At 66.1% G+C, this 23,032-nt stretch carries 21 protein-coding genes, 1 pseudogene and 1 riboswitch; of the genes and pseudogenes, 9 read left to right on the forward strand and 13 right to left on the reverse strand.

Annotation, left to right across the window (positions count from 1 at the left end; all coding sequences use genetic code 11):
- Positions 1–195: 195 nt before the first annotated feature.
- The gene (locus tag VW23_RS12195) at positions 196–1,404 is read right to left on the reverse strand and encodes a GGDEF domain-containing protein (protein ID WP_069909847.1); all 1,209 of its coding nucleotides are present in this window, start codon (positions 1,402–1,404) and stop codon (positions 196–198) included.
- 244 nt (positions 1,405–1,648) lie between these two features.
- Between VW23_RS12195 and VW23_RS12200 the strand changes: the two genes are divergently transcribed.
- Positions 1,649–1,963 carry a hypothetical protein gene (locus VW23_RS12200; RefSeq protein WP_055875237.1) on the forward strand — a complete coding sequence of 105 codons (315 nt, stop codon included), beginning with the start codon at positions 1,649–1,651 and terminating at the stop codon, positions 1,961–1,963.
- 129 nt (positions 1,964–2,092) lie between these two features.
- On the opposite strand, the gene VW23_RS12205 is transcribed toward VW23_RS12200, so the two are convergent.
- The 3 genes from VW23_RS12205 to VW23_RS12215 form a co-directional block, all read right to left on the reverse strand.
- Positions 2,093–2,515: a metallopeptidase family protein gene (locus VW23_RS12205; RefSeq protein WP_069909848.1), complete on the reverse strand. Its 423-nt coding sequence runs from the start codon at positions 2,513–2,515 to the stop codon at positions 2,093–2,095.
- Between the two features lie 80 nt (positions 2,516–2,595).
- Positions 2,596–3,999: a 3-isopropylmalate dehydratase large subunit gene (gene leuC / locus VW23_RS12210; RefSeq protein ID WP_069909849.1), complete on the reverse strand. Its 1,404-nt coding sequence runs from the start codon at positions 3,997–3,999 to the stop codon at positions 2,596–2,598.
- A 93-nt stretch (positions 4,000–4,092) separates the two neighbouring features.
- Positions 4,093–5,448 (reverse strand): lipopolysaccharide biosynthesis protein, encoded by a 1,356-nt coding sequence (locus VW23_RS12215; protein WP_069909850.1) that lies wholly within the window; start codon positions 5,446–5,448, stop codon positions 4,093–4,095.
- A gap of 143 nt (positions 5,449–5,591) precedes the next feature.
- On the opposite strand from VW23_RS12215, the gene VW23_RS12220 reads away from it, so the two are divergent.
- The 4 genes from VW23_RS12220 to vapC all read left to right on the forward strand — a co-directional run bounded on the left by VW23_RS12220 (position 5,592) and on the right by vapC (position 11,448).
- Positions 5,592–10,367, forward strand: a complete 4,776-nt coding sequence (locus VW23_RS12220) for an NAD-glutamate dehydrogenase (RefSeq protein WP_069909851.1) — start codon at positions 5,592–5,594, stop codon at positions 10,365–10,367.
- 69 nt (positions 10,368–10,436) lie between these two features.
- The gene (locus VW23_RS12225; RefSeq protein WP_280138987.1) at positions 10,437–10,631 is read left to right on the forward strand and encodes a type II toxin-antitoxin system VapB family antitoxin; all 195 of its coding nucleotides are present in this window, start codon (positions 10,437–10,439) and stop codon (positions 10,629–10,631) included.
- A gap of 221 nt (positions 10,632–10,852) precedes the next feature.
- The gene (locus tag VW23_RS12230; RefSeq protein ID WP_069909853.1) at positions 10,853–11,062 is read left to right on the forward strand and encodes a type II toxin-antitoxin system VapB family antitoxin; all 210 of its coding nucleotides are present in this window, start codon (positions 10,853–10,855) and stop codon (positions 11,060–11,062) included.
- Positions 11,059–11,448, forward strand: a complete 390-nt coding sequence (gene vapC, locus VW23_RS12235; RefSeq protein WP_069909854.1) for a type II toxin-antitoxin system VapC family toxin — start codon at positions 11,059–11,061, stop codon at positions 11,446–11,448. Before VW23_RS12230 ends, vapC begins: the two co-directional genes overlap by 4 nt.
- On the opposite strand, the gene purH is transcribed toward vapC, so the two are convergent.
- From purH to htpX, 4 genes are all read right to left on the reverse strand, one after another.
- Complete coding sequence (purH, locus tag VW23_RS12240; RefSeq protein WP_069909855.1) at positions 11,449–13,035, reverse strand: bifunctional phosphoribosylaminoimidazolecarboxamide formyltransferase/IMP cyclohydrolase; 1,587 nt, start codon at positions 13,033–13,035, stop codon at positions 11,449–11,451.
- Between the two features lie 19 nt (positions 13,036–13,054).
- Positions 13,055–13,136, reverse strand: a riboswitch (ZMP/ZTP riboswitch).
- 53 nt (positions 13,137–13,189) lie between these two features.
- Positions 13,190–14,824 carry a heparinase II/III family protein gene (locus VW23_RS12245; RefSeq protein WP_069909856.1) on the reverse strand — a complete coding sequence of 545 codons (1,635 nt, stop codon included), beginning with the start codon at positions 14,822–14,824 and terminating at the stop codon, positions 13,190–13,192.
- Between the two features lie 80 nt (positions 14,825–14,904).
- Positions 14,905–16,203 carry an RsmB/NOP family class I SAM-dependent RNA methyltransferase gene (locus VW23_RS12250; protein ID WP_084646005.1) on the reverse strand — a complete coding sequence of 433 codons (1,299 nt, stop codon included), beginning with the start codon at positions 16,201–16,203 and terminating at the stop codon, positions 14,905–14,907.
- Positions 16,204–16,208: 5 nt separating this feature from the next.
- Positions 16,209–17,195 carry a zinc metalloprotease HtpX gene (gene htpX / locus VW23_RS12255; protein WP_069909858.1) on the reverse strand — a complete coding sequence of 329 codons (987 nt, stop codon included), beginning with the start codon at positions 17,193–17,195 and terminating at the stop codon, positions 16,209–16,211.
- A gap of 95 nt (positions 17,196–17,290) precedes the next feature.
- On the opposite strand from htpX, the gene VW23_RS12260 reads away from it, so the two are divergent.
- On the forward strand, positions 17,291–17,482 hold the full coding sequence (locus VW23_RS12260) for a DUF1674 domain-containing protein (protein ID WP_069909859.1): 192 nt from the start codon (positions 17,291–17,293) through the stop codon (positions 17,480–17,482).
- A gap of 218 nt (positions 17,483–17,700) precedes the next feature.
- Here VW23_RS12260 and VW23_RS12265 read toward each other — a convergent pair whose 3' ends face one another.
- The 5 genes from VW23_RS12265 to tsaD form a co-directional block, all read right to left on the reverse strand.
- Entirely contained in the window at positions 17,701–18,126 is a 426-nt protein-coding gene (locus VW23_RS12265) for a DUF1761 domain-containing protein (protein WP_069909860.1), read from the reverse strand.
- Positions 18,127–18,224: 98 nt separating this feature from the next.
- A complete protein-coding gene (locus tag VW23_RS12270; protein WP_069909861.1) occupies positions 18,225–18,650 on the reverse strand; it encodes an EVE domain-containing protein in 426 nt (141 codons plus the stop codon).
- A 7-nt stretch (positions 18,651–18,657) separates the two neighbouring features.
- Positions 18,658–18,951 (reverse strand): YciI family protein, encoded by a 294-nt coding sequence (locus tag VW23_RS12275; protein WP_201788041.1) that lies wholly within the window; start codon positions 18,949–18,951, stop codon positions 18,658–18,660.
- Positions 18,948–19,913, reverse strand: coding sequence for an NAD(P)H-dependent glycerol-3-phosphate dehydrogenase (locus VW23_RS12280; RefSeq protein ID WP_069909863.1), 966 nt, complete (start codon positions 19,911–19,913; stop codon positions 18,948–18,950). The genes VW23_RS12275 and VW23_RS12280 overlap by 4 nt, the downstream gene beginning before the upstream one ends.
- The gene (gene tsaD / locus VW23_RS12285; protein ID WP_069909864.1) at positions 19,903–20,961 is read right to left on the reverse strand and encodes a tRNA (adenosine(37)-N6)-threonylcarbamoyltransferase complex transferase subunit TsaD; all 1,059 of its coding nucleotides are present in this window, start codon (positions 20,959–20,961) and stop codon (positions 19,903–19,905) included. Before tsaD ends, VW23_RS12280 begins: the two co-directional genes overlap by 11 nt.
- Positions 20,962–21,031: 70 nt before the next feature.
- Here tsaD and hemC point away from each other — a divergent pair, with 70 nt between their 5' ends.
- The 3 genes and pseudogenes from hemC to VW23_RS28565 all read left to right on the forward strand — a co-directional run.
- The gene (hemC, locus tag VW23_RS12290) at positions 21,032–21,967 is read left to right on the forward strand and encodes a hydroxymethylbilane synthase (protein WP_069909865.1); all 936 of its coding nucleotides are present in this window, start codon (positions 21,032–21,034) and stop codon (positions 21,965–21,967) included.
- Positions 21,968–21,980: 13 nt separating this feature from the next.
- Positions 21,981–22,703, forward strand: coding sequence for a uroporphyrinogen-III synthase (locus VW23_RS12295; protein ID WP_244513543.1), 723 nt, complete (start codon positions 21,981–21,983; stop codon positions 22,701–22,703).
- Between the two features lie 21 nt (positions 22,704–22,724).
- A pseudogene (locus VW23_RS28565) lies at positions 22,725–23,032 on the forward strand (hypothetical protein); the annotation flags it as partial.

Below are 23,032 nucleotides of genomic sequence, written 5' to 3' on the forward strand. Positions count from 1 at the left end.
GGAAACCATTAGGCTCAAATGGCATGGCAGGCTCCAAATCAAGTCTCGCAACTCGATTTTATGCCAGATCACCTGGCGGTGCCTGCCTTGCACCACCCCAAACAAACAAAAATCCCGGACACTAGTGCGCGAAGGCGGGGATGACACCGTGGGTGGAGCAGTTCGTCCGTGAGACGCTCTAACTGGAGCGATCCGTCAGGCAGACTTGGCGAGCGAGGTGCCGGCCAGCGGGTGGGCCGGCATCGCGTCAGCGTGCGGATCGCCGGCCACCGCGACACGATCGCGGCCATCACGCTTGGCGGTATAGAGCGCCGCATCGGCGCGGCGGCGGAGACCGGACAGGCTCTCGCCGTCCATGCGCTCGGCGACGCCGAAGCTGGCGGTGCAGCGCACGAAGGGCGGCAGCCCGGCCACCGACTGCGCGGCGAAGCCGGTGCGCAGTGTCTCTGCCAGCAGGCGGGCGACGGCCAGGTTGGCGCCAGGCAGGAACACCCCGAATTCTTCGCCACCCAGCCGGCCGACCACCGCTTTTGGCGGCGCGGTATCGCGCAGCAGCGCCGCGAAGGCGACGATCACCTGGTCGCCGGTGTCGTGGCCGTAATTGTCGTTGATGGCCTTGAAGGCATCGAGGTCGGCCAGCACCAGCGCCGCGGGCACGCTAGCTTGCTGCAAGCCGGGGGCCGCACGCTCCTCGAAACCGCGGCGGTTGTAGACCGAGGACAGCGGGTCGGTCTCCGAGCGGGCCGTGATTTCGACCAGCATGTCGCGCACCAAGAGCATCAGCATCAGCAGCCCCGTCGCCACCTGGAGGATGGCGCCGAGCGATTGCGAATAGAGCGCATAGGTGGTGGCGAGGTAGGTGTAGGTGCTGTCGCCTGAACCACCGAGCAGCACGGCAGCGAAGGGTTTTGACAGGAACTGCAGGGCGCTTAGGGCGAACAGCGCCACGAGCCCGATATCGATCGGCTGGCGGCGGCGCGAGGCGAGGATGATCCAGGCGGCGCAGGCCTGCATCACGGCATAGGGCGTCTGGTAGATCAGGTTCCGCTCCACCGTATCGTGCGGCAGGGTGTAGCCGAACCAGTTGGCGGCCACCGACACGATGACGATGACGCCGACGCCGACCCAGGGCAGCGGGCGAGCATAGCGCCGCGCCACACCCAGGGTCACCGCGGTGACGGCGCCGAGGAAGGCGGCAAAGCCGGCGGTGTAGGCGAACTGCGGATAATCCTGCCGCGGCAGGATGAATTCCGAGGCGATGTAGAGGATGCCGAAGACGTAGGCCAGGGAGAAGAACGGCGCGACCTTATCCGCCCGGTTGGAGACGCCGACCAGGAAGAAGGCCAGCGCAAACAGCGCGGCAATGAATAGGTTGATGGCGAGTATGAAGCCCGCTCCGGCCATGCCCTGCAATCGCGTCCCTAATGATGGAATGACAGTAAGAGTGGCCCCGAAAGAACTGGTTAACAGCAATCCTGCAGCGCCGTGGCGCCCCGTCGCAGTTTGAGCCAGCAGCGCCGTAAAGCCAAGTCCGAACCGGGCGTTTGCTGGCGATCGGCACTTGGAACCGGACGGCGCCGCGACCACTTAAGCTAAAGCAGTTTTCCCGCTAAGCTGCAGTACTCAAGAAGACCAGAAAGGCATCGAAATGACTCAGGTCCTCACCAAGCACGAGGATATCCGGCTCTGGGCAGCGGCGCGCTCCGGCAATCCGGCCATGGAGGACCGGTCAACCGGGATCGGCGGCCCGCCGGTGCTGCGAATCCTGTTCGACCAGCAGGCGCTGAACGCCGGCGAGAACCAGTATGGCGACCGGCTCGGCGGGCTCGACCTGGTGGCCTGGGACGAATGGTTCGAGCATTTCGATGGCCAGAAATATGGGCTGCTGGTCGAAGACGAGCGTCCGGGCGTGCTCGATGACTACTATGAGTTCGTGCCGCGGGATGGGAATCAGCGGGACTGAATCATTCGGCACCCACGGAGTCATTCCCGCGAAAGCGGGAACCTCTGTTTTCTCTCCTGCGGCACCATCGCAAACGGAGGTCCCCGCTTTCGCGGGGATGACCCGGTGGTTGATCGGCACCAACCGATGTCAACCCTCGCGTTCTGCCGCGGCTTCGATGGCTTCCATATCATCGTCGGAAAAGCCGAAATGGTGGCCGATCTCGTGCACCAGCACGTGAGTGATGATCTCGCCCAGCGTTTCGCCGGTTTCGCTTTCGGCCCAGTAGTCGAGGATGGGCCGGCGGTAGAGCCAGACCTGGTTGGGCAGTTGCCCGGTCTGCGGCGTGGCGCCGCCCTGCGGCAGGCCGATGCCGCGAAACAGCCCGAGAATGTCGAACTCGGTTTCGAGCTCCATCTCGGTCATCGTCTCTTCATCGGGGAATTCGGCGACCATGCAGGGGACGTTCCCGGCCAGCGCCTTGAACTCGGCCGGCAGCGCCACGAAAGCCGCCGCCGCGATCTCTTCGAAGTCGTCGAGGGACGGAGCCGCGCGGTCGGTCCAGGAGTTCATGAGCGAATAGCGAATGGCGAATAGCGAGTAGCGATGACGTTCAGACTATTCGCCATTCGCTACTCCCTACTCGCTCTATTCTACTGCCACTCGCGAATGTCGACGAAGTGGCCAGTGACCGCCGCGGCCGCCGCCATGGCGGGCGAGACCAGGTGAGTGCGGCCCTTGAAACCCTGACGGCCTTCGAAGTTGCGGTTCGAGGTCGAAGCGCAGCGTTCGTGCGGCTTCAGCTTGTCGGGGTTCATGGCGAGGCACATCGAGCAGCCCGGCTCGCGCCACTCGAAACCGGCATCCTTGAAGATCACGTCGAGACCTTCGGCTTCTGCCTGTTCCTTCACAAGACCGGAACCCGGTACCACCATGGCGTTGACGCCGGCGGCGACCTTACGGCCGGCCACCACCTTGGCGGCGGCACGGAGATCCTCGATGCGGCCATTGGTGCACGAGCCGAGGAAGACGCGCTCGACGGTGATGTCGGTGATTTTGGTGCCCGGCTCGAGGCCCATATACTCGAGTGCCCGCCACTTACTGGCGCGCTTGTTGGCGTCCTGGATGTCGTCCGGGTTGGGGACGACGCCATTGACCGAGATCACATCCTCGGGGCTCGAGCCCCAGGAAACGATCGGCGGCAGCTTTGCCGCGTCGAGGATCACCACCTTGTCGTAATGCGCATCGGCGTCGGAATAGAGGGTCTTCCAGTACTCGACGGCGTGGTCGTAGGCGGCGCCTTTGGGGGCGCGCGGGCGACCCTTCACGTATTCGAAGGTCTTCTCGTCAGGGGCAATCAGGCCGGCGCGGGCGCCGCCCTCGATGGTCATGTTGCAGACCGTCATGCGGCCTTCCATCGACAGCGCGCGGATCGCTTCGCCGGCGAACTCGATGACGTGGCCGGTGCCGCCGGCCGTGCCGATCTCGCCGATGATGGCAAGGATGATGTCCTTGGCGGTGACGCCATCGGGCAACTGGCCATCGACACGCACCAGCATGTTCTTGGCCTTCTGCTGGATCAGCGTCTGGGTGGCGAGCACGTGCTCGACCTCAGAAGTGCCGATGCCGTGCGCCAGCGCACCGAACGCGCCATGCGTCGAGGTGTGGCTGTCGCCGCAGACGATGGTCATGCCGGGCAGGGTAAAGCCCTGCTCCGGGCCAACGATGTGCACGATGCCCTGACGCTTGTCGAAGGGATCGTAATATTCGATGCCGAAATCCTTGGTGTTCTCGGCCAGCGCGGCGATCTGGATGGCGCTTTCCGGATCCGGATTGGGCAGCGAACGGTCGGTGGTGGGGACGTTGTGGTCGACCACGGCGAGGGTGCGCTCAGGCGCCCGGACCTTGCGGCCGTTCATCCGCAGGCCCTCGAAGGCCTGTGGGCTCGTCACCTCGTGGACCAGGTGGCGATCAATGTAAATAAGGCTGGTCCCATCCTCGTTGTTGGAAACAAGGTGATCGTCCCAGATCTTATCGTACAGAGTTCTGCCGGCCATTTTTGCTGGAGGTTCCACTCGGGGTTAAGGGAGTAACGGGGCGTTCTAAGCCCCGCTCGCCTGTCAGGTCAAGATTGGCGGAGGGCACAGAGTTTACAAGGGTGCCATGCGGGCGGGTGCATCGGGCAGCCCACGCACACGGAAGGCGCCGAGGAGCGTGGTGTCGATGCCGATATGGCGGCGGTTCCAGCGGGCGATGGCCAGCTGCGCCACGGCACGCGACAGGGCGTTGACGGCGGCTGCGCCGATCAGCCCGAAAACCGGGATCACCATGAGTTCGAGCAACAGGCCGGCCAGCATGATGGCGCCCCAGATCCGTACGTAATCGCGCTCGTGGCCGGTCATCATCATGACGATGCGCGACGGGCCGGTGGCGGCATCGAACAGCAGCCCGACGCTGAGCAGGATCAGCACCCAGTAGCCGGCGGTGGAGTGATCGCCGAACAGCGCAAGGATCTGGTTGCCGAAGATCAGGTAGCCGAGGAATACCACGAGCGAGAAGGCGAAGCCGGCCCAGGCACACAATGCAGTGATCGCCTGCGCCTGTTTGATCTCGCCGGCATGGTAGTGGCGCGACACCATCGGCGCGACCACGAGGGTAATGGCGAACATGAACAGCGTCAGCAGTCCGGCGGTGCGGAAGGCATTGAAGTAGATGCCGGCTGCCTCGGCGGTGACCAGGAGGCCAATGAAGATGGTGTCCATGTTGAGCGCGGCGGAATCGATCACCGTGCCGATGAGGAACCAGCGGCTCGCCGTGCCATGCTCGCGCCAGTAAGGGCGCAGCGTCGAAAAGCCCAGGGCGATCTCGTAGCGCCGGAGGCGGGCGAGGGCATATTGCAGCGCCAGCGCCACCGCCAGCAGCACCGCGGTCAGCAGCAGCGCCTGCCAGCCGCTCAGCGGGGCGTTCAAGGCAAACAGCAAGACGATGGCCAGCGGCGTCAGTACCCGCCAGAGCACGTCGCGCGGCGCCAGCGCCGTCCATACCGAGCCCTGGGCGCGGAGCGCCGAGGACCAGTACTCGGCGAAGGCCATCGGCAGGATCAGCGCCGCGGCGGCATAGAGGTGCCAGGTCGCGCCGCCGAACAGGCCGGCCGCCGCGGCCCCGGCAATGGTGAGTGCGGTAAGGACGAGGCCGGCGATTAGGGTCAGCGCGCCGCCCGAGCGCAGTGCCGACAGCGCCTTGTCGTGGCGGTTCGCCACCTCCTCTTCCGGCCAGTAGCGGAGGATCGCGGTCTGCTGGCCCATCGAGGCGCCAATGGCGAGCATGGTGGCGAGGCTCAGGCCAAAGGCGAAATAGCCGTATTCGGCGGCGCCCATGGTGCGCGAAAGCACCACATACATCAGGTAGGTCAGCCCGGCGGTTGCGACCTTGATCAGCAGCGATGCCAGCGACCGGCTGAGGCCAGTGCGCAGCAGGGCGCGAAGATCGGAGGGGGCATCGGACATGGCGGGCCGTCGACGAGAGGATTTTCGGACTATGGCAGCGGGATGCTCACAAGGTCTTACCGTCATCGTCTTGTGTTGTGGCCACTCGACAACAGCGGCGGCCGGACGCAGAGTCCTGTCACTGGGGGACGGGGAGTTGCGCGATGAATGAGGCGGCGGCTGTCGATACGCGTGCGGCACTGATTGCGCGGTCAGAGGGCTACCAGTCGTCCGAGCCGAGCTTCGCGCGCTTCCTCAGGGCGGTGGCCGAGGCGACTGACCCCGAAGACCTCGCCCTCTATCCCGCCGAGGCGCTGGAAGCGACGTTCCGCAAGTCCTATGGCCGGTTAGGCAAGCGCGAACTCGCCAGCCACAATGTCTACGTCGTGCCGCCGGAACAGCCGGGTGGGCTCGAGATCGTCGAGGTGTTTTCGGCCGACATGCCGTTCATCGTCGACAGCGTGCTCGCGGCGATCCGGGCGCGGGGCGGAGTGATCCGCTTCATCACCCATCCGGTGCTGCAGTTCGATCCGGCGACCTACCGGGTGCTCGAGGTGCCGACGCCGGGCAGCCGGCTCGAGAGCTTCCTCCATATCGAGATCGAGCCGCTTGCCGATATCGTGCAACGTGAGGCGCTGAAGGGCGAGATCGACGATACGCTCACCGATGTCGGCCGGGCGGTCGCCGGCTGGCGGCCGATGCTGGCGCGGGTGAAAAAAGCGATGGCCGACTGGCACGCCCACGCCCCCAAAGCGCCGCCGGCGCAGGTGGCCGAGGCGATGCACTTCCTCGGCTGGCTGGCCGAGCACAACTTCACCTTCCTCGGCATGCGCGAATACAGGCTCGAGCCGGCCACGGAGGTCGATGGCGTCGCGACACCGGCCAAGCTCGTGCCGGTGCATGACAGCGAGCTCGGCATCCTCGAGGACCCCAGCGTGCTGTTCCTGCGCTCGGGGCCCAACTACGTCGAAATGACAGAGCAGCATTTCGCCTTCCTCGCCGAGCCGGCGCCGATCATGGTCAGCAAGGCCAATATCCGCTCGCGGGTGCACCGTCGCGCCTACATGGATTATGTCGGAGTGAAGCTCTACGACCGCGAGGGCGCCACTTCGGGCGAGCTGCGCATCCTCGGGCTGTTCACCTCGATGTCGCTGGCGGCGCCCAATACCGACGTGCCGCTGATCCGCAAGAAGATCACCGAGGTGCTGCGCGAGGCCGGCCAGGATCCGCAGAGCCATGCCGGCAAGGCGCTGATGAATGCGCTCGACACGTTTCCGCGCGATGAGCTGTTCCAGATCTCCGAGCCGCAGCTCTACGAGTTCGCGACGACGATCGCGAGCCTCGTCGACCGCCCCCGGGTACGGGTGCTGAGCCGCATCGACCGTTTTGACAACTTCGTCTCCATCCTCGTGTTCGTGCCGCGCGACCGCTACGATTCCGACGTGCGGGCGGTGATCGGCAGCTATCTGGCCGAAGTCTACGAGGGGCGAGTCTCGGCGTTCTATCCGAGCTTCCCTGAGGGCGAGCTGGTCCGGGTGCACTTCATCATCGGGCGCAATGGCGGAGTGACGCCGACGCCGCCCCGCGACGAGCTGGAGCAGGGGGTGGCGGAGCGGATCCGTACCTTCGGCGACCGGCTGGTGGCGGCGGTGCAGGATACGGCGGCGATTGCCGACTATCTTGAGGCCTTCCCGCCCGACTACCAGGCAGTGCACTCGGCTGAGGCGGCGCTTGGCGATATCGCGGTGATCCGGTTGTTGCCGGACGAGCGGGCGATTGCCTTACGGCTCGGGGCGCGCGAAGGCCGCAGCGCCCTGGGCCTGAAAGTTTACCACCGGGGCAGCCCGATCGCGCTCAGCGATCGCGTGCCGATGCTGGAGAATTTCGGCTTCCGGGTGATCGACGAGGACACCTTTTTGGTGAAGCCGCTGCATGACGCCGAGACCTATGTGCACGACATGCTGCTCGAGGCCGATGATGGGCTCGATCTCGACGACCGGGCGCAGGGCGAAAGGATCGAGACGGCCATCCTCGCGGTGTGGCGGCGGGAAGCCGAGAGCGACGGGCTCAACCAGCTGACGCTGAAGGCTGGGCTCGGCTGGGACGATGTCGAGGTGCTGCGGGCGCTGACCCGTTACCTCAAGCAGGTCGGCATCCCCTATTCGCGTGACTACCTCAACTCGGTGATGGCGCGGCATGTCGATGTCGCGGCAGCGCTGGTGAGCCTGTTCCATGCCGAGAACGACCCACATTTCGCTGGGGACCGCAAGCGCGCCACCACCGAGGCGCGCGGGATCATCGCCGCGGCAGTGGAAGCCACCACGTCGCTCGACGAGGATCGCATCCTCCGCCGCTACCTCAATCTCACCGAAGCCGTGGTGCGCACCAATGCCTACCAGCGCGACCAGTCGGGCGCGCGGCGGCCGGCGCTGGCGCTGAAGTTCGATTGTTCGAAGGTGGAGGCGCTGCCGGAGCCAAAACCCTATCGCGAGATCTTCGTCTATTCGCCGCGGGTCGAGGGCCTGCACCTGCGCTTCGGGCCGATCGCCCGCGGCGGCTTGCGCTGGTCGGATCGGCCGGAGGATTTCCGCACCGAAGTGCTCGGTTTGGTGAAGGCGCAGCAGGTGAAGAACGCCATTATCGTGCCGGTCGGGGCAAAGGGCGCGTTCGTTCCCAAGCAGACGCCGCTCGGCGCTGACCGCGAGACGGTGCTGCGCGAAGGGACGGTCTGCTACAAGATCTTCGTCTCGACGCTGCTCGACGTCACCGACAATCTCGAGGTCGATACCGTGGTGCCGCCGCCCGATGTGATCAGGCGCGATGGCGACGATCCGTACCTGGTGGTTGCCGCCGACAAGGGCACGGCGAGCTTTTCCGACACTGCCAATGCCATTGCGGTCGATCGGGATTTCTGGCTCGGCGACGCCTTCGCCTCGGGCGGCTCGGCCGGCTACGACCACAAGAAGATGGGGATCACGGCGCGTGGCGGCTGGGAGGCGGTGAAGCGGCATTTCCGCGAGCTCGACCGCGACATCCAGACCACGCCATTCACCGTGGCCGGGGTCGGCGACATGAGCGGCGACGTGTTCGGCAATGCCATGCTGCTGTCGCCTGAGACGCGGCTGATTGCGGCGTTCGACCATCGCGACATCTTCATCGACCCGGACCCGGATCCGGCGGTGAGCCTCGCTGAACGGCAGCGGCTGTTCGAGCTGCCGCGCTCGAGCTGGCAGGACTACAACCCGGAGCTGTTGTCGAAGGGCGGCGGGGTCTATTCGCGCAGCGTCAAGACGGTGCCGCTGTTCGCCGAGGCGCGCAAAGCGCTGGGGCTCAACTCCGACGCGGTGACGCCGAACGACGTGATCCGCGCCATCCTCAAGGCGCAGGTCGACCTGTTATGGTTCGGCGGCATCGGTACCTATGTGCGGGCCAGCAGCGAGACCGAGGCGCAGGCCGGCGACAAGGCCAATGATGCGGTGCGTATCAGCGGCGCCGACATCCGGGCGCTGGTGGTGGGCGAGGGCGCCAACCTCGGGGTGACGCAGCTCGGCCGGGTCGAATATGCGCTGAAGGGCGGACGGATCAACACCGATGCCATCGACAACTCGGCCGGGGTGAACTCGTCCGATCTCGAGGTGAACATCAAGATCGCGCTCGGCGCGCTTACCCGCACCGGCCAGCTGACCACGCAGGTGCGCAACGAGTTCCTCGCCTCGATGACCGACGAGGTAGCGGCGCTATGCTTGAAGAACAACTATTTGCAGACGCTGGCGCTGAGCGTCGAGGAAGCACGCGGGCTCGCGGCCTTTCCCGAACATGTAGCGCTGATCGAGGGACTGGAGGCCTCGGGCGAGCTGCACCGGGCGGTGGAGTTTCTGCCCGATAACGCCGCGCTCCGGCATCGGGCGCAGGGCGGCAAGGGGCTGACCCGGCCGGAACTGGCGGTGCTGCTCGCCTATGCCAAGAACGTCGCCAATGCGGACCTCCTGAAGACTGGGGTGCCGGACGATCCGTATCTGGGGCGCGAGCTCTATCGCTATTTCCCCGACCGGCTGATCGAGACGTTTGAGGACACCGTCACTAACCATCGGCTGCGCCGCGAGGTGATCGCCACGGTGCTCAGTAACGCCATGATCAATCGCGGCGGGCCGGGATTCGTCAACGAGATGATGGCGGCCTCGAGCGCCGATTCCGGACAGGTGGCGGCGGCCTATGCGGCAGCGCGCGACGTTTATGGCACGCCCGATCTCAACCGCGACATCGATGGGCTTGACGGTACCGTGCCGGGCAAAACCCAGCTGACGCTCTATGCCGAAGTGCAGGCGCTGCTGAAGCGCGAGACGCTGTGGTTTTTGAGGAACGGGCGGTTCGAGCATGGGCTGCGGCCTTTGGTCGATCGCTATCAGGACGGCATCGCACAGGTGCGGGCGATGATCGGCAGTTTGCTCGGCAGCTACCTCGAGAACACCATCAGCGAGCGGACGAACCGGCTGGAAGCTGCCGGGGTGAAGCGCGAGATGGCGCGGCGTTTCGCCGAACTGCCGGTGCTGTCGCTGGGGACCGATATCGTCCTGGTGGCGGAGCGGACGCGGACACCGGTGGCCGATACCGCCATCGCCTTTTTCGGCGTGCTCGATACGTTCCAGCTCGGCCGGGTGATCGAACAGGGGAACGCCATCGTGCTGGGCGACAAGTTCGACCGCATGGCACTCGACCGGGCGCTTGCCAACCTGTTGCGAGCCCAGCGCGACCTCACGGCAGACGCGCTGGCGACCAATAATGGTGCGGTGGACAAGCGGCTCCAAGCTTGGCGCGAGTCGCAGCCCGAGGCGATCGCTCGGGTAGCCGACGCGGTGCAGGGGCTAACCGAGGGTGAGATGACGGTGTCGCGCCTGAGCGTGGCGGCGGGCTTGCTCGGGGATCTGGCACGAGCAAGTTGAAATTACAGCGCGATGTGTATACTTCGGTTCGATCATACACATCGAGGCCGTGGTGCGTAACACATCGATATTGATGACGAGTTGCTCGCCGAGGTGATGAAAGTCACTGGAGCAACCACGAAGAAGGCCGCGGTCGAAGAGGCGCTGTTGCGAGTCGCAAAGACCCACCGGTTGCGTAAGATGATCAACGAGATGACCGGCAAGGGCTGGAACGGCGACCTCGACGAGATGCGTGGCGGCCTCTCGGTCATCCATGCGAAATGATTGTTGACCGCATGACGCTCGACCGGGCGCTGGCCGACCTGCTCAGGGTGCAACTTGAGGAGATCGACGGGGTGGCTGCGGCAGTCCAGGGGCTGACCAGGGTGGGATGACGGTGTCGCGGCTATCGGTCGCCACCGGCCTTCTCGGGATCTGGCGCGGGAAGTTGAGCGGGCGGGAAGCGATGTGTATAGTTGTGTCCATCTTTACACATTGAGGTTCTGATGCGGACGAACATCGACATAGACGATGAACTGATGGCGGCCACGATGCGGGCCAGCGGCAAGGCCACCAAGAAGGCAGCCGTCGAAGAGGCCATGCGCCATTACACTCGAGCCATGCTCATGCAAGACATCGTTCAAAGCACACGTGGTATTGGCTGGGAAGCGCCGGCTTTCGAAGAAGATGGCCCAGCCTACGAGCCCGGAAAGTGATCGTCGTAGACAGCTCAGTGTGGATCGATCATTTCAGGGATCTCCACACCGAGGAAGTCGTTCGGTTCAGGGCGCTTGCTCCCCACGCAATCCTGGTGGGGGACATCATTGTCCTCGAACTGCTTCGCGGCATCGACAGCGAGAAAGACGCCGTCCAACTCCAGCGCAAGTTTGACGCCTATGGGATAGCGTCGATGCTCAATCCCCGCCTGGCATACATCGCCGCCGCGTATTACCGCTCATTGCGACGGCGCGGCATTACCATCAGAACCCTCGCCGACCTTGCCATCGCGACCTACTGCATCGAGAACGGTCACCACCTGCTGCATGGAGATCGCGACTTCGAGCCGTTCGAACGCTATCTCGGCCTACGAGTGCTGCGTTGATCAATGCCGGAAGTGCCTCATCCCGGTCATGATCATGGCGATGCCGGCGGCGTCCGCCGCGTCGATCACCGCCTGGTCGTTCATCGAACCGCCGGGCTGGATCACCGCGGTGGCGCCGGCCTCGACCGCCGCCAGCATACCATCTGGGAACGGGAAAAACGCGTCGGAGGCGACGACCGAGTTGGCGGTCAGGGCGCCCTCGATACCGGCAGCTTCGGCGGCGTCGATGGCCTTGCGGTGGGCGACGCGGCTTGAATCAAGCCGGCTCATCTGGCCGGCGCCGATGCCGACGGTGGCGCCGTCCCTGACGTAGATGATGGCGTTCGACTTGACGTGCTTGGCGACCTTCATGGCGATCTTCAGGTCGCGCAGCTCGGCTTCCGTCGGCTGCTTTTTGGTCACCACCTTGAACTCGGTGTCGTCGACATTGCGATCGTCGCGACCCTGCACCAAGAGGCCGCCGGCCAGCGATTTCACCGTCAGGCCGCCGGCCTTGGGGTCGGCGAGGGCGCCGGTGAGCAGCAGGCGGAGGTTTTTCTTCGCGGCAATGATGCGGATCGCCTCCTCGGTGGCGTCGGGCGCGACGATCACCTCGGTGAACACTTTGACGATCTCGGTGGCAGTCGGCCCGTCAATAGTCCGGTTCAGCGCCACGATGCCGCCAAAAGCGCTGACAGGGTCGGTGCGCAGCGCCAGGTGGTAAGCCTCGATCAGCGATGCGCCGATCGCAAAGCCGCAAGGGTTGGCGTGCTTGATGATGGCGACGGCCGGCACCGCCGGGTCGAATTCCGACACCAGCTCGAAGGCGGCGTCGGTGTCGTTGAGGTTGTTGTAGCTCAGCGCCTTGCCCTGCACCTGGCGGGCCGTGGCGACGCCGGGGCGCTGCTCGCCAGTGGTGTAGAAGGCGGCCCACTGGTGCGGGTTCTCGCCATAGCGCATCACTTCCTTCAGCCGGCCGGCGAAGGAGCGGTACGGCATTTCGGCATAGTCGAGGGTTCTGGCGAACCAGCTCGAGATCACCGAGTCATAGGCGGCGGTGCGGGCATAGGCCTTGGCGGCGAGGCGCTGGCGCAGCTCGTATGGCACGCCGCCCGAGGCGCGGATGTGCTCGAGCACCGCGTCATAATCGGCGGGGTCGACGATGACGGTGACATAGGCGTGGTTCTTGGCCGCCGAGCGGATCATCGCCGGGCCGCCGATATCGATGTTCTCGATGGTCTCGTCGTAGGAGGCGCCTTTGGCGATGGTTTCCTCGAACGGGTAGAGGTTCACCACCACGAGGTCGATGGCGCCGATCTGGTGCTCATCCATCGAGGCCTGGTGGATCGGGTTATCGCGCACCGAGAGCAGCCCGCCATGCACTTTGGGGTGCAGCGTCTTCACCCGGCCGTCCATCATCTCGGGGAAGCCGGTCAGGTCGGAGATGTCGCGTACCGCAGCGCCGGTCGAAGCGATGAGCTTGGAGGTACCGCCGGTCGAGACCAGATCGACGCCGAGCCCGGCCAGCGCCTTGGCAAAATCGGCCATCCCGGTCTTGTCGAAGACACTGAGGAGGGCGCGCTTGATGGGAATAATGGCGTTGGACATGGGGGCTCCGTCACGGTTGAAGGGGGGCCCAGGCGAGCGGCAGCTGTGGTTCGCGTTCCCCGATGGTGGCCCATCTCTTCTCGCCAGTCGCGCGAACGCGGGCCTTATTGCAGAAACGGCTGACGTTGGGAAGGTATTCGGGAAAGGTACCCGGTCAGTTCTCTTCGAGGGTAAAAATCCAGCTCACTTCGCTGGCGTCGGAGACGAGCGTATCGAGCACCAGTTGCTTGGTGCGGTGGAAGCCAAAATAGGCGGACTGCCGCACGCTGTCCTCGATCCGCATCTCGGCGCCTTCCCAGAGGAAAGTCCAAACCGCGCCGGAGTTGAGACGCAACCGGATCAGGTCGTCGGTCAGCTGTACTTCGGTCTGATGGGCGAGGTGGAAGCGGATGGCGGCGGCGCCGGAGACCCGGCTGCGATGGCGCACGAAACGATCCTGGCCGACCAGAGTCTTGCCCTCGGCGAGCAGTGTCAGGTGGCGCTCGAGGGTGACGCCGAAGCGTTCGGCATAGCCATGCGAGGTGATGATCAGCGTGTCGTCGGCGCTGCGGGCTTCGATCTCGCTGGGGCGGCCGAGCGGCAGCAGCCGGCCGGCCAGCGGGCCGGAGGGCGCGACCGCCGCGGCCGACTGGGCGTTGATGGTGGGCGCCGAGTGGGCGATGCCCTGGCGGAACAGCAGCGCATCGTCATAGTCGGATGGTGCCGGCCCGCAATTGCAGACCACGAGGTCGCGGCCGTGGCTGAACTCGAAGGCCATGGCGCTGGCATGGGCGTGGGCGGTGAACTCGGGATCGGCGACGAGGCCCGAATCCGCGACGACGATGGAACGGCCGGCGATCAGCCGCCCATAGCCGCCGGCAGTGCCGGTCTGGCGGGCGCGGGCGGCGCTCTGCGCCTGGATAGCGACGATCAGGTCATGCGGCATCTGGCCGGTGCCGTTGAAATAAGCGGGCTCGCCAGTGCCGAGCGAGATGGCGTCGAGCGCCCGGTGCATGCTCTCGGTGAGCTCTTCGAGATCGCGCGAGGCTTGTTCGTGGTCGCGGCGCAGCGCCAGCTTGATGGTGATGAGCTCGATCAACAGCTGGATCTGGATCTTGGCCGAGCGGGTGCGATGCAGCCCGTCTTCGTCGATCTGGGTGTCGACCAGGTTCAGCACGTGGCGGACCCGAGCCTCGACCTCAGCATTGGGCCGGTCGGAGCAGAGCGCCACGCCAACCAGTGCGATGGCGACAAGCAGGGCATCCACCGGATCGGTGGCGAGCAGCGCCCGGATTTTCAACGACGAGATCTGTGTGGAGAGCGAGCGAGCGATCTGCTGGGTCTGCTCGGGTGAGGCGCCCTCAATGAGCAGGTTGTAGTGCCGCAGCCAATTGAGCACGCGGCGGGCAGTGAGGGCCGGCCCCCAGCTGTCGCGGCTGAACTGGCCCTCGCGCCCGATCCAGTCGAGCGTCATGGTGCGGGCGAAGCGGCGCTCCTCGTCGGTGCGGGCATCGCGAAAATGCCGCAGCCAGGCGAAGGCTTGCAGGTCGTCCTGCCAGTCGTCGTGGTCGACCTCGAGCGAAAACGGCGAGACGCCGTGCGTGTCGACGAGTTTTGACGCCAGCAGGTAGCGACCCTGCATCATCTCGAGGATGGTTTCACGGTCGGTGGGCCGGAACTCGGCGAGCGCGCCGATCAGGTCGTCATTGCTCGGGCCGGTCCAGGTCCAGCGGATCAGCGGATTGGTGACGATATGATCGGCCGCGGACAGCAAGGTGCGGCGTGCGAGGAAACGCAGCGAATGTGCCAAGTCTACGTCCTCACATACGTTTGGCCGGCGGGCTCTGATAGGCCCGCGCGGACAGCTTGCCAAGAGCCGGTGACACTATCCTAGCGGCGCCGGAAGCGCGCAACGAAGAACCCGTCGAGAGTGCCGCCCTTATCCCCAGGAACCAGCATGCCGGGGTGGGTGCGGACGAACCCCTCTGGGGTGACGGCCCCGGGGAGGCCGGGCAGTTCGTCGGCGCCGATAGCGTCGGGCACGACGTCGTCATGGGCAGCGAGCCAGCTGGCCTGCTCTTCGCCTTCGCCGGGTTCGAGCGAGCAGACGCAGTAGACCAGCACGCCACCGGGATTGAGCCACCCTAGGGCGCGCTCGATGAACCGGCGCTGAAGGGCGACGCGCCCGGCGATATCCGCGGCGTTGCGGTGCCAGATCACCTCGGGATGGCGGCGGAAGGTGCCGGTGGCCGAGCAGGGCGCGTCGAGCAGGATGCCGTCGAATTTTTGCGCCGGCTCCCAGGCCAACGCATCGGCGGTGACGACTTCCGGCGTCATGGCGAGGCGCGCAAAGTTCTGCGCCATGCGGGCGACGCGATCGGGCTCGTTGTCGATGGCGGTGACGGCGTAGCCGGCATTGATCAGCTGGGCGGTCTTGCCGCCGGGGGCGGCGCAAAGATCGAGCACGCGGGCGCCGGGGGCAAGGGTAAGCAGCCGTGCCGGGATGGCGGCGGCGGCGTCCTGCACCCACCAGCGGCCAGCCTCGAAGCCGGGCAGGGCCTCGACCGGGCGGTCGCGTTCGTCGATACGGACGGTATCGGCGAGCACCGGGGCGGCGCCTAGCGCCTCGATCAGCTCGGGCTCGACCGATCTGAGCGTCAGGTCGAGCGGGGCGCCATCGAGCAGGGCGTCGGCAAAGTCCTCTAGCGCGTCCTCGCCATAGCTGTCGCGCCAGAGCGGGCCGAGCGTCTCGGGGAACAGCGCCTGGTAGGGCAGATGGCGCAGCGCATGCGCCTCGCCCTGGGCGCGACGCAGCACGGCATTCATCAGCTTAGCGAGATGCTGGCTGCGGGTGTCGCGCTTGCTGGCCTCGACCGCGAGGAAGATGGCACTGTGGTCGCCCAGCTCGGGCAGGAACACCAGGTGCGCCAGGCTGAGCCTGAGGATCGCCTCGAATGGCCCGGATTTCTTCGGGATGCCGCGGTCGAGGAAGCGCGCGATCATCAGGTTGAGCTGGCCGTGGCGGCGCAGCGCCACTGTCACCAGCTTGTTGGCCAGCGCGCGGTCGCGGCCATCCTCGATCTCGGCGTGCGAAAAGGGGGCGAAGTTCGCCCCCTTCAGTACCTGATCGAGCCGGTCGGCTGCGAGCAGCCTCAGCTTCAGTCCAGGCGGGTGTTTCTGTTTCTTCAAGTGGCTCAGCCCCAGGGTCCGCGCGAGCTATTGCCATTCTCGCTCGAGCCTGTCGAGGGGACGCGCCAACCGCCGCCGGTATTGCGGGGGACAGTATCGTCGGCCGCGGGCTGCGGCGCGGGCCGCCGGCCGGTGCGATCAACCTGCATTTCGCCGGCGAGGCGCTGCAGCTGGGCAATGCGGTTCTCGACGTTGGGGTGGGTCGAGAACAGGTTGTCCATACGCTGTCCGTTGAGCGGGTTGAAGATGTACATGTGTGCCTGCGCCGGGTTGCGCTCGGCCGGCACATTGACGGTTTGCCGCGCCAGCTGGCTGATCTTGTTGAGTGCCGAAGCGAGCCCCAGCGGGTCGCCGGAGATCTCGGCGCCGTCCTTGTCGGCCTCGTATTCGCGGGTGCGGCTCACTGCCATCTGCACCAAAGCTGCGGCGATCGGAGCGACGATCACCGCGATCAGCACGCCGATCGGGCCGAGCGGATTGTCGCGCGAGTTGCCACCGCCGAAGAACAGGCCGAACTGCGCCAGCATCGAGATGGCGCCAGCAATGGTGGCGGTCATCGTCATGGTCAGCGTGTCGCGGCTGCGGATATGGGCCAGTTCATGCGCCACCACCGCCGCGACTTCACGCGGCTCGAGGTAACGCAGCAGCCCGGCCGACACCGCCACCGCGGCGTTTTGCGGGTTGCGGCCGGTGGCGAAGGCGTTGGGCTGCTCGGTGTTGATGACATAGAGTTTTGGCATCGGGATGCCGGCGCGCTGCGAAAGCGCCTCGACCGTGTTGTAGAGGTCAGGTTGGGAGCGCGGATCGACTTCGACGGCGTTCTGCATGCGCAGCACCATCTTGTCGGAGTTCCAGTAGGCGAAGAGGTTGGTCAGCGCGGCAATGATGAAGGCGATCCACATGCCGCCGGTGCCGCCGACAAAGTAGCCGACCGCCATGAAGATGGCGGTGAGGACAGCGAGCAGGACCGAAGTGCGGAGGAAGTTGAGCATTACCGTTAAGTCTTGTACCTCGTGAGCGTCTGAACTGAAAAGTACATGGGAAGGCGTGGGGTTCCCCACAAGGACCATGTCGAAACGGTAACCTGATGGACGAAACCCCACAAGCGAAGTCCCCGCTCACCCCTGCGGCGCAGCGGGCCCTCGACGAAGCCGCGGCCCGCCGCGCCGAAATCGACGCCAAGGCCGCCGCCGGCAAACGCGAAAAAGGCGGCCGCGGCGGCCTCGATCCGGCCCGCTACGGCGATTGGGAAATCAAAGGCCTTACGGCTGACTTTTGAGGAGGTTGCAATAAGCGACGACAAGGCTCCTGTGCCTGAAGGGGAACTCCCTCTCGGCCCCGAAGAGAGGCAGAAGGCTATCAAGAGGTTGCGTGAGATTCTCCGCGGCTCGCTGCCGGCGGATTTCAAGTTCGACCGCGAGGAAGCAAACTCTCGCAGCAAGGACGGCAGGACGGCCAGCTGATCGCCGGCCGCCTGCGCATCGTGAACCCCTTCGCCTAGGCTGCCGCCGGCAACGCGGCGCCGCCAAACAGGCCGATGACGATGCCCTGGATCACCAGCACCGCGAGGCCATAGCCGCCATCGATGGCGGTCAGCTTCCAGGGCAGACCTTGGTAGCGGTGGTTGAGGATCAGGAAGGTGAGCACGAAGCCGGTCCACATGTGCACGCCGGCGAGAATGCCGTTCCCCACATCGGTCGAGCCGAACAGCGCGGGCGTGATCAGCGCGACGAAGTAGGCTGTCACCAGCTGCACGGCGAAGCCCCAGGCGAAGGGCGTCCAATCGGCGCCATTCATCTGTTCGCGGGTCTTGCCGATGGCGCTCAGCCACTGCTTGCCCAGAACGTTGTACCAGATGGCGCCAAAGCCCATGCTGGCGACGGCGGCGACGACGATGGCCAGCCAATTGACGGCGAAATGCATGATCGATCCCCCTCCCGCTTAGTGCGGAACCCGAACTTACGGCGATTTGGGGGATTTGGGGAGATGGCCAGCGCACTGGCCACCCCTATACCCGGCGCTTACAGCCCGCCCATCTTGCAGATCAGCTTCCACTCGGCCTCGGTGACGGGGCCGACCGAGAGGCGGGAGAGCTTTACCAGCGCCATGTTGGCGAGCTCTGGGGTCTTCTTGATGGTTTCGAGCGTCACGGGCTTGGGCAGTTTCTTTACCGGCAGCACGTCGACGCACTCCCAGACGATGTTGCCCTTCTCGTTCGGCTCGGCAGTGGAATCGGGGTGGGCCAGCGCCACCACCTTGATGATGCCGACGATCTCCTTGCCGACGTTGGAGTGGTAGAAGAACGCCTCGTCGCCGAGCTGCATCGCCTTCATGTTGTTGCGCGCGGTGTAGTTGCGCACGCTGTGCCACTCCTCGGGAACGCCGCGCGCCACCACGTCATCGTAGGAATTGACGTCGGGTTCCGATTTCATCAGCCAGTAGGCCATCGCCGCCTCACTTGTTGGTGTTGTTGATCCCGAGATGCCAGCGCTTGATGGTGATCTGATCGAACACGCCCTTCACCACGAACGGATCGCTGTTGAAAGTCGCCTGCGCGGCTTCGAGGTTCTCAGCTTCGATCACCACGATCGAGCCGGTCATGTCGCCATTGTCGTCGAGAAACGGGCCGGCGAGCACCAGGCGGCTGCCGAGGCTGTCGAGATGCTTCAAATGTTCGGGGCGCACTTCCTGGCGGCGGGCGAGGCCGTTGGGCCGGTCATGCGCGATCAAGGCATAAAGCAAAGTCATTCCTCCCGTTTGAGCGGCCGCGACATGAGGCCGGCTACGATATCAGTAATGGTGGTGGTGCCGCCGAGCAGCAGGTTTACCGCATCGATGAGCGGGGCGTCGATCAGCAGTTGGTCGGCCAGCTGTTTCGCCACGGGGGCGGTGAGCGCGCCCTCGGCAAGCTCGGCGCCGGGGCTCTCGCCGCGGCCGAGGCTCGCGCCATAGCGGTAGTTGCGCGACTGGGTCGAGGTGCAGCTCAGCGTCAGGTCGCCGAGGCCAGCGAGCCCGGTGAGGGTCGAGGCGCTGCCGCCCATGCGGACGACGAGCCGGGTCAGTTCGGCGAAGGCGCGGGCGAGCAGCGCCGAGCGCGCCGAGGCGCCGAGCCCGGCGCCATCGACGGCGCCGCAGCCGAGCGCGTAAACATTCTTCAGGGCGCCGGCCAACTCGACGCCGAGCCGGTCGTCGGCGGCATAGAGCCGGAAGGTCGGGCCGGCGAGGGCGGCGGCGACGGCCGACGTCGCTTCCGCGTTGTCGCCGGCGAGGGTGACGGCGGTGGGCCGTCCGGCGGCGACGTCGACAGCAAAGCTCGGGCCGCTCAGCACATAGGGAATGGCGGTCGGTGACACGTCGACGAGCACTTCGCTCTGCCGCTTGAGCGTCAAGTGCTCAAGCCCCTTGGCAGTCAGCACCACTGGCAGATGCGCCAGCGCCGCGGCGATCGGCTTGAGCGCGGCGCGGCTCGCCTGCGCCGGGACGGCGAGGATGACGAGGTCGGAATCCGGCAGCACCAACGCGCCGGTAATGCGGTCGGACAGCGGCTGATGACCCAGATGGGCGCTGTTGCGCCGATTGCGGTTGATGTCGTCGATCGCCGCGGGGTCGCGGCCGACCAGCGTCACGTCGCGCCCGGCAATGGCGGCGGCTTGCGCCAGCGCCGTGCCCCAGGCGCCAGCCCCGACGACGGCGACGCGCTCAAGCGCCATGGGTTAGCCCCATATCGGCGCTGTCGAGCGGCCAGCGCGCCTTGGCGGCGACATCGAGCGGGTCGGCGGCGCCGAGCGCCAGCCGCTCGGCCCCAGCCCAGGCGACCATCGCGCCATTGTCGGTGCAGAGCGGAATCGGCGGGATGATCAGCGTGGCGCCGGCATTGTCGGCCGCCTCGCGCAGCGCCGCGCCGATGGCCTGGTTGGCGGCGACCCCGCCGGCGACCACCAGCCGCAGCGGCTGGCCGGGGAGCTCTACGGCGTATTTCTCCAGCGCCGAGCGGGCGCGGGTGGCGACGATTTCGGCCACGGTGCGCTGGAAGCTGGCGCAGATATCGGCGACATCCTGGTCAGTCAGCGGCGCCTGCTGCTCGGCGGCAAGGCGCACGGCGGTCTTCAACCCCGAGAAGGAGAAATCCAGCCGATCTTCCTTGAGCAGCGGTTTTGGGAAGTTGAAGCGGCGCGGGTCGCCCTTGCTCGCCAGCTTCTCGACTTCCGGGCCGCCGGGATTGCCGAGGCCGAGGAGCTTGGCCACCTTGTCGAAGGCCTCGCCCAGCGCGTCGTCGATGGTGGTGCCCCAGCGCTGGTAATCGCCGACGCCGCGCACCAGGACGAACTGGCTATGCCCGCCCGAGACCAGCAGCATCAGGTATGGGAAGGCGATGCCATCGGTCAGCCGGGCGGTGAGGGCATGCGCCTCGAGGTGGTTCACCGCGATCAGCGGCTTGCCGAGCGCCGCCGCGATCGCCTTGGCAGTGGTGAGACCAACCAGCACACCGCCGATCAGCCCAGGGCCGGCAGTCGCGGCGACCGCATCGAGCTCGTTGAGTTTGATTCCGGCGCTCGCCGCGGCGCGCGCGATGATGTGATCGAGGTGGCTGACATGGGCGCGCGCCGCGAGCTCGGGGACGACGCCGCCATAGGGCGCGTGTTCCTCGAGCTGGCTGCGCACGATGTTGGAAAGGATCGTCGCGTGCCCGCTCGCATCGCGCTCGACGATCGAGGCGGCGGTTTCGTCGCAGCTGGTTTCGATGCCGAGCACTCTCATCAAACTTGTCCGCTACCTGTCTAAGGGGTAAGCCCAGCCCGGCTTTGGCCTACAATAGGTATGAACTGAAATGCAATCGGCGCCGTTCCTCCGCATCGGGACCCGGGGCTCCATGCTGGCGCTGGCCCAGGCGCAGCTGACGCAGCGGCTGTTGGCCGAAGCGCATGGCGTGGCCGCAGAGCGGATCGAGATCCGCGTCATCACCACCAGCGGCGACAAGCTCACCGACCGGCCGCTCAGCGAAGCCGGCGGCAAGGGGCTGTTCTCGCGCGAGATCGAGGCGGCGCTGGCCGCCGGCGAGGTCGATCTCGGCGTCCATTCGAGCAAGGACCTGGCGTCGTGGTTGCCCGATGGCATGGTGCTGGCGGCGTTTCTCGAGCGCGAGGATGTGCGCGATGCGTTCGTCTCGCTGAAGTACCCAGGTGTCGATGCCCTGCCAGAGGGGGCGAAGCTTGGCTCGTCCTCGATTCGCCGCGCGGCGCAGATGCTGCGGGTGCGGCCCGACCTCGAGGTGGTGCAGTTCCGCGGCAATGTTGATACGCGGCTCAACAAGCTCGAAGCCGGGGTGGCGGATGCGACGCTGCTGGCGGTCGCCGGTCTCAACCGGCTGGGCAAACAGGACAAGATCACCGCCTATCTCGACCCCAAAGATTTCCTGCCGGCGCCGGCACAGGGCGCCATCGGCATCGAGATCCGCGAGGCCGATGCGCGAACCGCCGAACTGGTGGCGGTACTGAACCATGCGCCGACCGCCACTACCCTCGCGGCCGAGCGGGCGCTGCTCGCCACGCTCGACGGTTCGTGTCGAACTCCGATCGGGGCGTTTACCGAATTGAATGGGGTTTCGTGCAGGTTGACCGCCGAAATCCTCAGCCCCGATGGCCGCGAATTCTATCGTGGGTCGGTTGAAGGTGCGGCAGCGGACGCCGCCAAACTCGGAACGCAACTGGGTGCGACGCTGTTGGAGCAGGCAGGGCCGGAGTTCCAGCGGCAGTTCAAAGGATAGGCTCGACTTGAAGATGCTCGTGACCCGGCCAGACCCCGACGCGAGCGATACCGCCGCAAGGCTTGGTGCGCTCGGGATCGAGGGCGTGCCGTGTCCGCTGCTGGTGCACCAGACACTCGACGTCAGCCTTCCCGACCCAAAAGGCTTTGCCGGCCTGGTGCTGACCAGCGCCAATGCGCTGCGCGCGCTGGACGAGCGCGGCGTGCTCGCCCGCTACCGCGCGCTTCCCGTCTACGCCGTCGGTAACCGCACGGCCGCGCTGGCGCGCGACATGGGGTTCGCGACAGTGACCAGCGCCGACGGCGCCTTCGCCGACCTGGTGGAGCTGTTGGCGCACGCGCCGCTGGCGGGGCCGATCTTCTACCCGGCGGCACGCGACATGTCGGCCTATCTCGGCAAATCGCTAGCGCCGTTCGGGCGCATGGTGATCACCGCCGAAATCTACGCGATGAACCCGGTGACGGAGCTCCCCGATGGCCTCGCCGAGCGGCTCGGCGCCGGCGAGATCGAGGCGGCCTTATTCTATTCCAAGCGCACCGCGCAGACCTTCGTGCGGCTGGTGGAGCGCGGCCTCGAAAGGCCGGCGCGGGCGCGCTTCGGCGTGCTTTGCTTGTCCGAGGCGGTTGCCGCGCCGCTGCTCGATGCCCATTTCGTGCGGGTCGGGCTTTGCGACCATCCCAGCGAGGAGGCGATGATGGGACTTGCCTTGTCGTTCGCCCGCGACCAAAACCCATGAAGCTAAGCAAGGAAGTGCCGCATGGCTGAACGCAAGTCCGGGCCCGTCAAGCCGCCGGTCATCGAGCTTACGGCGCGGGAGGCCGAGAAGCCGGCTGCCGCGACGACGGCGAGCGGCAAGGCGGCCGAGGCAGCGGAAGAGGCCGTGGCCGAGACACCCCCTGTTGCAGAAGAGCCGGTGCGCCCAGCGCCGACGCCGCCAGGCCCGCAGGCCCGTCTCGCCATGCCCTTGCGCCCCCTCTCCCTCGCCCACCCTGACCGCGTGCTTCCTAGTCGTGGCAGCGTCCATTCGCTCCGCTACTCGATCCCTCCTCCGCACCTGCGCCCCGG

Origin of the sequence: Devosia insulae DS-56 (assembly GCF_000970465.2) — a bacterium.
GTDB classification, from domain to species: Bacteria; Pseudomonadota; Alphaproteobacteria; order Rhizobiales; family Devosiaceae; genus Devosia_A; species Devosia_A insulae.